Annotated in this window: 10 protein-coding genes; 4 read left to right on the plus strand and 6 right to left on the minus strand. The window is 68.2% G+C overall.

The features are described 5' to 3' along the window. Positions 1-144 precede the first annotated feature (144 nt). The 3 genes from IEY14_RS24730 (at position 145) to IEY14_RS24740 (ending at position 3,953) form a co-directional block, all read left to right on the plus strand. Positions 145-2,127, plus strand: coding sequence for an FUSC family protein (locus tag IEY14_RS24730; RefSeq protein WP_188913366.1), 1,983 nt, complete (start codon positions 145-147; stop codon positions 2,125-2,127). A gap of 259 nt (positions 2,128-2,386) precedes the next feature. Continuing rightward, positions 2,387-3,256, plus strand: coding sequence for a tetratricopeptide repeat protein (locus IEY14_RS24735; RefSeq protein WP_188913369.1), 870 nt, complete (start codon positions 2,387-2,389; stop codon positions 3,254-3,256). Between the two features lie 190 nt (positions 3,257-3,446). Continuing rightward, positions 3,447-3,953: a DUF992 domain-containing protein gene (locus tag IEY14_RS24740; RefSeq protein ID WP_188913371.1), complete on the plus strand. Its 507-nt coding sequence runs from the start codon at positions 3,447-3,449 to the stop codon at positions 3,951-3,953. A gap of 81 nt (positions 3,954-4,034) precedes the next feature. Here the strand turns inward: IEY14_RS24740 and IEY14_RS24745 are convergent, their stop codons facing one another. The 6 genes from IEY14_RS24745 to IEY14_RS24770 form a co-directional block, all read right to left on the minus strand. Continuing rightward, the gene (locus IEY14_RS24745; protein WP_188913373.1) at positions 4,035-5,435 is read right to left on the minus strand and encodes an NAD(P)(+) transhydrogenase (Re/Si-specific) subunit beta; all 1,401 of its coding nucleotides are present in this window, start codon (positions 5,433-5,435) and stop codon (positions 4,035-4,037) included. 4 nt (positions 5,436-5,439) lie between these two features. Beyond that, on the minus strand, positions 5,440-5,865 hold the full coding sequence (locus tag IEY14_RS24750) for a proton-translocating transhydrogenase family protein (RefSeq protein ID WP_188913375.1): 426 nt from the start codon (positions 5,863-5,865) through the stop codon (positions 5,440-5,442). Further along, positions 5,865-7,043, minus strand: coding sequence for a Re/Si-specific NAD(P)(+) transhydrogenase subunit alpha (locus tag IEY14_RS24755; protein WP_188913377.1), 1,179 nt, complete (start codon positions 7,041-7,043; stop codon positions 5,865-5,867). Before IEY14_RS24755 ends, IEY14_RS24750 begins: the two co-directional genes overlap by 1 nt. Positions 7,044-7,121: 78 nt before the next feature. Then, positions 7,122-7,373, minus strand: coding sequence for an aa3-type cytochrome c oxidase subunit IV (locus IEY14_RS24760; RefSeq protein WP_188913379.1), 252 nt, complete (start codon positions 7,371-7,373; stop codon positions 7,122-7,124). Between the two features lie 175 nt (positions 7,374-7,548). Beyond that, positions 7,549-8,115 (minus strand): type 1 glutamine amidotransferase domain-containing protein, encoded by a 567-nt coding sequence (locus IEY14_RS24765; protein WP_188913381.1) that lies wholly within the window; start codon positions 8,113-8,115, stop codon positions 7,549-7,551. A gap of 136 nt (positions 8,116-8,251) precedes the next feature. Further along, the gene (locus IEY14_RS24770) at positions 8,252-8,839 is read right to left on the minus strand and encodes a regulatory protein RecX (protein ID WP_244639668.1); all 588 of its coding nucleotides are present in this window, start codon (positions 8,837-8,839) and stop codon (positions 8,252-8,254) included. Between the two features lie 272 nt (positions 8,840-9,111). Here IEY14_RS24770 and IEY14_RS24775 point away from each other — a divergent pair. After that, on the plus strand, positions 9,112-9,891 hold a 780-nt coding region (locus IEY14_RS24775; RefSeq protein WP_188913383.1), incomplete at its 3' end, for a cache domain-containing protein.

The raw sequence follows: 9,891 nt of genomic DNA on the forward strand, positions 1-9,891 counted from the left end.
GAAAAGCGCGCCATGCCGGCGGCGTTCCCGCAGATGCGAAGTTTTTTTGTGCATTGAGCACACAAAGCCGGCAGGCCGGATGGAGGGCTTGGAAAAGACGGCGAAACGCGACATCTGGCTCTCGCCCGAGAAACGAAGGGTGCCGTGCCCGTTCCGCTCATGCTTCATGCCGCCCGGCGTCTCCGCGCCATGCTCGCCGCCTCCGATCCGTCCTTCGCCCGGCTGCGCATGGGCCTGCGCGTCACCCTGACGCTCGTCGCGATCACCGGCATGCTCTTCGCGATGCACAGCGTCCTGCCCCTGCCCGTCGCCGCCTATGGCATCGCCATCGCCACGGCGATGCAGGGGGCGCTGCAGATCAAGGACACGACCAATCGCCGCCGGATCGTCACGAGGCTCTATGGCGCGGTCGGCGGCCTCCTCGCCGCGACGCTGGCGACGCTGCTCCTGCCCTGGCCGGTCGCGGCGGACGGCGCCTTCATCCTCCTCGTCTTCGCGGCGGTCTATACCCGCAAATACGGGGTGCGCTGGAACGCCGTCGGCATGTTCGCCTTCATGTGCTACTTCCTGGCGAGCTATCTCAGGCCGACCATCGCCGACCTGCCGGGCATCGCGATCGCCATCGTCCTTGCCGGCCTCATCGCCCATCTCATCCGCGTCGCCGTCCTGCCCGAGCGCCCGGCGGACGAGTTCGCCCGCGCGGTGCTCGCCTTGTTCGAGCGGATCGGCGAGTTGCGCGAAGTGCTGCTTTCAGGCCTTCGCGCCGGCTGGACGGAGCCGAAGCGGCAGGCCGCCTTTCGCGCGCAGGACCGGATCGGCGAGGCGGTGCTGATCGCAGACTCCTATCTGACGCTCGGCGACGAGACCGAAGCCGCGGACGATCCCGGCTCGGCGGTGGCCGTCGCCCTGTTCGATCTCCATCTCGCCAGCGAGACGGCGATGCTGGCTGCGTTCGCCGCCGACGACGAGGCGGGCGACGGCGAGGATGCGGAAACCCTGCCGCCGCGCGTCGCCCTGCAACGGCTCGACCGTCTCGCACGAGCGGCGCGCGCGGCGACCGACGGCCTGCCGGACGCGCTCTTCGAGCGCGGGCCGCCTCGCCCGCCCGTCCCCGCCAAGGAGGATGCCCGGCGGCTGATCAAGGATCCGGCGCTGCGCCTCGCGATCCAGGTCTCGCTCGCCTCGGCCATCGCCATGCTGGGCGGCCTCGTCCTGTCGAAGACGCGCTGGTTCTGGGCGATCCTCACCGCCTTCCTCGTCTTCGTGAACACCCAGTCGCGCGGCGACACGGCGCTGCGCGCCCTCAACCGCTCGGTCGGCACGCTGGCCGGCATCGTCATCGGGATCGCGCTCGCGACGCTGCTCCACGGCGCCTTCCTGCCCTCCGCCGTGCTGATCGTCGCCTTCACCTTCGCGGGCTTCTATCTTCTCCAGCTCTCCTACGGCGCGATGACCTTCTTCGTCACCATCGTGCTCTCGCTCCTCTACGGCCTTCTCGGCGAGTTCACGCCCGGCCTTCTCGTGCTGCGCCTGGAGGAAACGCTGATCGGCACGCTGGCCGGCGTCTTCATCGCCTTCGCCGTCTTTCCGCAGAAGACGACGGCGGCGACGGACAAGGCGGCCGACGCCTTCTTCTCGGCGCTCGACCGCGTGCTGGGCGCGGCGGCGGCGGCCATCGACAAGGGGCGCGCGGGAGCGAACATCCTGGCGCTGTCCCGCCATGTCGATCGACGGCAGGCCGATCTCGCCGCCGCCGCCCGGCCGCTCGGCAGCAACTGGCAGATCGTGCGCCGTCCGGGCACGGTGCGTCGCCTGCTCCTGCGCTTCATGGCCGTCACCTACTGGACGCGCAGCTTCGCCAAGGCGCTGGCGGCGAGCGAGCTCGACGCCGAGCGCGCCGAAACGCTCAAGCTCGCGATCGCCGCGCTCCGGGCGCAGATCGCCGACGCCCGCGAAACGAAGATCCATTTCCTCGACGGCGGCGACATGGCCGCCGCCAAGGCCGCGCCCCTGCCCCGCTTCGCCGAGGTGACGGCGCGGGCCGACGATCCGCTGTTCGCCCTCGACGTTCTGTCCCGGCTGATCGCCCGTCTCGTGCCGCCGGCGGCGCAAAGGCCCAGGGAGTGAACCCGCCGCCTCGACAGGCCATGCCCGCTCTGGTAAGGCCGCCCAGGCCATGCGAGGTCGAATCCAGGACGCAAGCCTTGAAGGCGCGACATCTTTTGGTCGACATCGCCCGGCAGAGGGTTGAAGGCGGCGGACGAAGTTCCGCCATTTTTTCGGATGACCGCGCGACGCGGCGCCAAGGCTCGGTGGAGCCGGCGCGGGCTCGTGCTCGGCAGCGCGCCAGGACGGCACCGCCGCCGCCAAGAGGGGAAAGACGCGATTGACGTTTGACGCGAACCGCTTCGTCTCGCCCGAAGCTTCCGAAACGCCCCGCGCGAAGCGCAGCCTTCTTTTCGCCGCCCTGTCGCTCACCGCCCTTCTCGCCGCCTGCCAGACGGCCTCGGTGCCGAATGTCATCAGCCTCGACAAGGCGCAGGGGTCGAGCGAGAACCTCGCCTCGCTGACGGCGACGCTGAATGCCGATCCGCGCAACCCGGAAGTCTACAACGTGCGCGGCACGGCCTATGGCCGGGCGGGCCAGAATCGCGACGCGATCAAGGACTTCAGCACCGCGCTGCAGCTCGATCCGAACTTCTACCAGGCCTATGCCAATCGCGCCCTCGTCTATCGCCAGCTCGGCGACAGCAAGGACGCGCTCGCCGACTACAACGCGGCGATCCGCCTGAACGCCAATTACGACAAGGCCTATATCGGGCGCGGCAATCTCTACCGCACCGCCGGGCGCAATCGCGAGGCGCTGGCCGATTTCCAGAAGGCGATCGATCTCAACACGACCGATCCCCGCGCCTATCACAATCGCGGCCTCCTTTATCAGCGCGACGGCCAGCACAAGCAGGCGATCGAGGACTTCTCGACGGCGATCTCGCTCCAGGCCGACGCACCGGAGCCCTATTCGGGGCGCGGCGTCTCCTATCTGGCGCTCGGCGACGACGAGAACGCCTTCAACGATTTCAACACCGCGCTGAAGCTCGACGATAAGAGCGCCGAATACTGGACCAACCAGGCGCTGGTCTACGAGCGGCGCAATCAGAAATCGCGCGCCTTCAAGTCCTACGCGCGCGCCGCCCAGCTCGACCCGAGCTACAAGCCGGCGAAGGACGGCATGGACCGCACGCGCGGCGGCGCCTGACGACGCCGCCCTTCGCGAAAGATTTCCGCATCTGCGAAGGCGTGAACGGGAATCCGGGAAACCCGGACGGCGCTGGAACGTTCGACGCACGGTAAGAGGCTGTCCGACAGGCCTGTGACCCGTCCGGGGCGAGCGTTCCGGTGCCGGCGCGGATCTGTCGGATCGCCTCCAGTGGACTGGAGTCGAACCTATGTACAAAAACGTCCTGCTCGCGGCCGCGATGGCGCTCGGCGCCTCCGCCTTCGTCGCGCCGGCCGCCAATGCGGCCTCGAAGATTGGCCTTCTCACCTGCCAGAGCGACGGCGCCCTCGGCCTCGTGGTGACCTCAACCAAGAACTATCTCTGCGTCTTCACGCCGGCGAGCCGCGGCCTGCCGACCGAGCCCTATGTGGCGCGCCTCGACACCTATGGCGTCGATCTCGGCATCACCGGCCGGCAGGACTTCTCCTGGGCGGTCTACGCGGCCTCGTTCCATGCCGGCGAGCCGGTCTCGCTGGCGGGCACCTATTACGGCACCTCGGTCGATGCCTCGGTGGCGGCCGGCGGTGGCGCGAAGTCGCTGATCGGCGGCCCGGACAACGGCTTCACGCTCCAGTCGATCGGCCTCCAGGCGCAGTTCGGCCTGAACGCCACGGCCGGCATCTCGCGCTTCGAGCTGCGTCCGGGCGACACGGGCACCGCCGTCTACAAGCCCTGACCGGATCGTTCCGACCGAAACGGAAAGGCCCGCCCGGAGCGTTCCGGGCGGGCCTTTTTCATGAGTTTGTGGTTGGCGCCTTCAGTGCGACAGCGCCTTGTTGATGTTCTCCACCATCTTCTTCGCGTCGGCGAAGAGCATCATGGTGTTGTCCTTGTAGAACAGGGTGTTGTCGATGCCGGCATAGCCGGAGCCCATCGAGCGCTTGACGAAGAGGCAGGTCGCCGCCTGATCGACGTTCAGGATCGGCATGCCGTAGATCGGCGAGGTCTTGTCGTCGCGCGCCGCCGGATTGGTCACGTCGTTCGCGCCGATGACGAAGGCGACGTCGGACTGCGCGAATTCCGAATTGATGTCCTCCAGCTCGAAGACCTCGTCATAGGGCACGTTCGCCTCGGCGAGGAGCACGTTCATATGGCCGGGCATACGGCCGGCGACGGGATGGATGGCGTATTTCACCTCGACGCCCTCTTCCTTCAGAAGATCGGCCATCTCGCGCAGCGCATGCTGGGCCTGCGCCACCGCCATGCCGTAGCCCGGCACGATGATGACGCGGGCGGCGTTCTTCATCAGATAGGCGGCGTCCTCGGCCGAGCCCTGCTTCACCGTCCGCTCGACGCCGTCCGCCGTGGCGGAGGGCCCGCTTTCGCCGCCGAAACCGCCGAGAATGACGGACAGGAAGGAGCGGTTCATACCCTTGCACATGATGTAGGACAGGATCGCGCCGGACGAGCCGACCAGCGCGCCGGTGATGATCAGCGCCAGATTCTGCAGGGTAAAGCCGATGCCCGCCGCCGCCCAGCCGGAATAGCTGTTCAGCATGGAAACGACGACCGGCATGTCGGCCCCGCCGATCGGCACGATGAGCAGGACTCCGAGGCCGAGCGCGACGAGGACGATCAGCCAGAAGGCGAGATGGCTTTCCGTCGTCGCGAAGACGACGATGAGGAGGAGGAGCAGGAGACCGAGCGCGATATTGATCGCGTGGCGGCTCGGCAGCAGGATCGGCTTGCCGCTCATCCGCCCGTCGAGCTTCAGGAAGGCGATGATCGAGCCGGTGAAGGTGATGGCGCCGATGGCGACGCCAAGGCTCATCTCGACCAGCGCCTCGCCATGGATCGCGCCGACCGCGCCGATGCCGAAGGAATCCGGCGCGTAGAGGGCGGCGGCGGCCACCATCACGGCGGCAAGGCCCACCAGCGAATGGAAGAAGGCGACGAGCTGCGGCATCGCCGTCATGGCGATGCGCCGCGCCACGACGGCGCCGGCCCCGCCGCCGATGGCGATGCCGATGACGATCAGAAGGAAGCCGCCGAAGGACGGCTGGGCGAGGAGCAGCGTGGTGAGGATCGCCAGACCCATGCCCACCATGCCGAAGACATTGCCCTGGCGGCTGGTGGTCGGATGCGACAGGCCGCGCAGCGCCAGGATGAACAGAACGCCGGAGACGAGATACAGGAAGGCGGCGAAGCTTTCGGACATGCCTTCACTTCCCCTTCTTGCGATACATGGCGAGCATGCGCTGGGTGACGAGGAAGCCGCCGAAGATGTTCACGCTGGCGAGAATCAGTGCCAGGAAGCCGAAGGTGGTGGCGAGGCCCGAGGCGGAAATGCCGACGGCGAGAATGGCGCCGACGATGATCACCGAGGAGATCGCGTTGGTCACCGACATCAGCGGCGTGTGCAGCGCCGGGGTGACGGACCAGACGACGTAATAGCCGACGAAGATCGCCAGCACGAAGATCGCGAAATGGAAGACGAAGGGATCGACGCCCGTCGCGGCATGGGCAGCGGCGCTCGCCGCGTCGCCCTGCTGCACGATCAGCGCCTCGATATGGCGCCGCGCCGCGCCGATCGAGACGCCCGCCTGATCGAGCCGGTCGAGCGCGTCGTTCAAGGTCTGGTCGTCCATCAGGCGTCCCTTTCGGCCGAGCTCTCGACGATCTCGTCGGAGGGCGAGGAGTCCGGGGGGGCGAAGCTCGGATGCACCACGCGCCCGTCGCGCGTCAGCATGGTCGCCTTCACCAGCTCGTCTTCCAGATCGATCTTCGGCTCCCTCGTCGTCTTGTCGATCAGGGTCTCGAGAAAGGCGAAGAGGTTCTTCGCATAGAGCTGCGAGGCGGTGGCGGCGATCCGGCCCGGCACGTTGCGATAGCCGACGACCTTCACCGGCCCGATCTCGGCGACGCGGTCGGCCTCGGCGCCCTCGACATTGCCGCCGCGCTCGACCGCGAGATCGACGATCACCGAGCCCGGCCGCATCGTCTCCAGCATCGCGCGCGTCACGAGACGCGGCGCCGGCCGGCCGGGGATCAACGCGGTGGTGACGACGATGTCCTGCTTGGCGAGATGGGCGGCCGTCAGTTCCGCCTGCTTGGCCTGATAGGCCGGCGACATCGGCTTGGCATAGCCGGCGGCGGTCTCGGCGGCGCGGAACTCGTCGTCCTCGACCGCGACGAATTTCGCGCCGAGCGATTCCACCTGTTCCTTGGCGGCGGGGCGCACATCCGTCGCCGAGACGACGGCGCCGAGGCGCCGGGCCGTCGCGATCGCCTGGAGCCCGGCGACGCCGGCGCCCATCACGAAGACGCGGGCCGCCGGCACGGTGCCGGCCGCCGTCATCATCATCGGGAAAGCGCGGTCATAGACGGCGGCGGCGTCGATCACCGCCTGATAGCCGGCGAGATTGGCCTGGCTCGACAGGACGTCCATCACCTGCGCGCGGGTAATGCGCGGCATCAGCTCCATGGCGAAGGCGGTGAGGCCGGCGCCGGCCATCGCCGCGAGTTCCGCGTCGCGGCCATAGGGGTCCATGATGGCGACGACGATGGCGCCGCGCCGATATTGAGCGATTTCCGAAGCGGCCGGCCGCCGCACCTTGAGGATCACGTCGGCATCGGCGGCATCGGCACCGGAGCCGATCCGGGCGCCCGCCGCCGCGAAGGCCTCGTCCGTGATGCGCGACAGCCAGCCGGCGCCCGCCTCCACCACGACCTCGGCCCCGAGGCCGACGAGACGCTTGACCGTATCCGGCGAGGCCGCGACGCGCGGCTCGCCGTCCTCGTGCTCCTTCGGCACGAACAGCTTCATGCGATGATCCTCCCATCGGCGACGCCCCCGGCGCCGCCTGCCGCCTCATGCACCGGCGCGCGGCCGGGCGAGCCGTGCCTAGTGCTTCATGGACCCGGCTTCGCCGGCCGAGAGGACGAAGACCGCCACGGCCACGAAGATGGCGGCGAGGACGATGCCGCCGATGAAGCCGCCATTGCCGACGAGCGCGACCGCCATGAAGAGGAGAATGGCGACGACGCCGATCGAGCCGTATTTCACGAGGCCGAGGAAGCGCGCATAGGTCCGCTGGTGCTCGGGATAATCCATCTCGCCGGTCGCATGCGGATCGTAGCCTGGCTGCTGTGCCATGATCATCTCCCTGCCCAGGCGCCGCTTCCCCGAAGCCCGAGCGGCGCCGAACCTGTCGAGCGATCTACACGAATTCGCCGCAATCGCGCAATGCGGCGCGCGGCGCGTCTCACTGAACAAATGCAAAGGGCCGGCGCCGCCGGGCGCCGACCCTCGAGGCATCGCGCGATCGCGCTCAGGCCGCCTTGGCGCGATCCTCGTGCCGGCCTTCCTCGACCTCCTCGACGATCTTGGCGACGAAGGCCGGAATGTCGTCGGGCTTGCGCGACGTGACGAGGGCCTGATCGACCACCACCTCCCGATCGACCCAATGGCCGCCCGCATTCACCACGTCGGTCTTGATCGAGGCGAAGGAGGTCAGCTCGCGTCCCTTCGCGACGCCCGCTTCGACGAGCAGCCAGGGGCCGTGGCAGATCGCCGCCAGCGTCTTCTTGGTGTTGAAGAAGTCGCGGACGAAGCGGACCGCCACCTCTTCGGCGCGCAGCTTGTCCGGGTTGATCTGGCCGCCGGGCAGGATCAGCGCGTCGTAGTCCTCGACGCTCGCATCCTTCACCAGGCGATCGACCTTCACCTCCTCGCCCCAGTTGGTCTTGTCCCAGCCCTTGATCGAGCCTTCCTTCACCGAAAGGACGTGGACGGTCGCGCCCGCCTCCTCCAGCTTGCGCTTCGGCTCGGTGAGCTCCACCTGCTCGAAGCCGTCGGTGGCGAGGATGGCGATCTTGGCCTGATTGATCTTCGGCATGACGGTTCCCTTCGTTGTCGACCGAGCTCCGGCCGGCGCCGGGCGGCGCTGGCTCCGAGCTTCGATGTCGGTATGGTCGGCAAACGGATGCGGCGCGCGGATCGTTCCCGCTGCGGTGGCGGGCGCCGGACGGCGCTCAGGTCTCGTCCGGCTCGCCGTCGATCGCGGCCTTGGCGTCGCCCAGGGAGTAGCCGGCCCGCAGCATGGCGGCGATGTCGCGATCGCGCCGTTCCTCCCGCTCGCGCAGGCGATGCGGGCCGAGCCGGCGGCGCTCGGCATAGCGATGCGCGGCGGCGCGGTCGCTCGCCTCGTCCTCGTCCAGAACGGCGGCGATGGTCTCGCGGTCGACGCCCTTCTGGTTCAGCTTCGCCGCCGCCTGCCGCGCCGAGGCGCCGCCGCGCCGCAGGCTGCGCAGCCGCGCCTCGGCGAAGGCGCGGTCGTCGAGAAGCTTCAGCTCGGCCAGCCGCGCCATGGTCTCCTCGAGCATGGCCGCATGCGCCGCCCGCGCGTCCTCGTCGGGTAGTTCCTCGTGCGTCGCGAGCCGCTTGTCGATCTTGCGCCGCAGCACGCGGCGCAGATTGTCGGACGAGCTGGCATAGCGTTCGAGATAGTAGGTGGCGGCCCGGAACAGCCATTCCCGCGTCACCGGCTTTTGACGGCGCGCCGGTTCCTGCGATTGCCATTCATCCCCGCCCTGCATTCCGCCTTCCTCCGATCGGGTCATGGATCGTCTCCGTACCCTCGAAGCGGAGACATGCGCGTGGCGACGCCATCCGCAAGGCGGGGCCGCCGGCCGGCCGGGCACGCTCCGAAGCAACCCATACGGGCGAGTGAGTGACGTAGCTCAATTGGGTTCGCTTCCACTCGCGGCGAAGCAGCAACGTGCGATGAAATAGTATGACATCTGGGTGAAATGCTTGGCGAGAGGCGTATCGAAGCGGTTCCTTAATGGGTGCTCGGGACAATAGAGGCCTGTTCCGACCGGACTTCGAAATCATGAATTTCACGATCTCACGCAAGCTCTTCCTGCTCATCGTCGTCGCCATGGCGGCGGGCGTCGCCATGCTCGCGGCCCAGCTCGTTTCCATGCGCGCGACGATCTGGCGCGACCGGCAGGATCTTCTTCAGTCGCAGGTCGCCTCGGCCCTGTCCGTCATGGCCTTCTACGACAAGGAGGCGAAGGCCGGCCGGCTGCCGGAGGCCGAGGCGAAGCAGCGCGCCCATGATGCCGTCCAGTCCATGCGCTATGCCAATAACGACTATTTCTTCGCCTTCGCCCCGGACGGAACGCGCGTGCTGCACGCCGATTCGAAGCTGGAAGGCAAGAGCGCCTGGGACGAGCAGGACCAGAGCGGCGCCTTCTATATCCGCACTCTGATCCAGAACGCCAAGGGTGGCGGCTTCACCACCTATTACCGCAGCCGGCCCGGCGCGACCGAGATCCTGCCGAAGCTCTCCTACACGCAGATGTTCGAGCCCTGGCAATGGGCGGTCGGCACCGGCGTCTATGTCGACGATCTCGAAACGGCCTTCCGGAGCGAACTCTACAAAGCGCTGGGCCTCGGCGTCGCGGTGCTCGCTCTTCTCTGCGCCGCCGCCCTGCCGATCGCCCGTAGCATCTCGCGGCCGGTGGCTGGGCTGACGCAGGTGATGCGCCGCCTGTCCTCGGGCGATCTTGGCGTGGAGGTTCCGGCGCTGGGGCGGCGCGACGAGATCGGGGCGATGGCTTCGGCGGTTCAGGTGTTCAAGGAGGCGGGTCTGGAGAAGCGTCGCCTG

This window comes from Aureimonas endophytica (assembly GCF_014642635.1).
GTDB classification, from domain to species: Bacteria; Pseudomonadota; Alphaproteobacteria; order Rhizobiales; family Rhizobiaceae; genus Plantimonas; species Plantimonas endophytica.

Excerpts from the sequence above, each read along its gene's own strand:
- IEY14_RS24745 (WP_188913373.1), bottom strand. The coding sequence starts at position 5,435 with ATGTCCGAAAGCTTCGCCGCCTTCCTGTATCTCGTCTCCGGCGTTCTG.
- IEY14_RS24750 (WP_188913375.1), bottom strand. The coding sequence starts at position 5,865 with ATGGACGACCAGACCTTGAACGACGCGCTCGACCGGCTCGATCAGGCG.
- IEY14_RS24755 (WP_188913377.1), bottom strand. The coding sequence starts at position 7,043 with ATGAAGCTGTTCGTGCCGAAGGAGCACGAGGACGGCGAGCCGCGCGTC.
- IEY14_RS24770 (WP_244639668.1), bottom strand. The coding sequence starts at position 8,839 with ATGACCCGATCGGAGGAAGGCGGAATGCAGGGCGGGGATGAATGGCAA.
- IEY14_RS24765 (WP_188913381.1), bottom strand. The coding sequence starts at position 8,115 with ATGCCGAAGATCAATCAGGCCAAGATCGCCATCCTCGCCACCGACGGC.
- IEY14_RS24740 (WP_188913371.1), top strand. The coding sequence starts at position 3,447 with ATGTACAAAAACGTCCTGCTCGCGGCCGCGATGGCGCTCGGCGCCTCC.
- IEY14_RS24760 (WP_188913379.1), bottom strand. The coding sequence starts at position 7,373 with ATGGCACAGCAGCCAGGCTACGATCCGCATGCGACCGGCGAGATGGAT.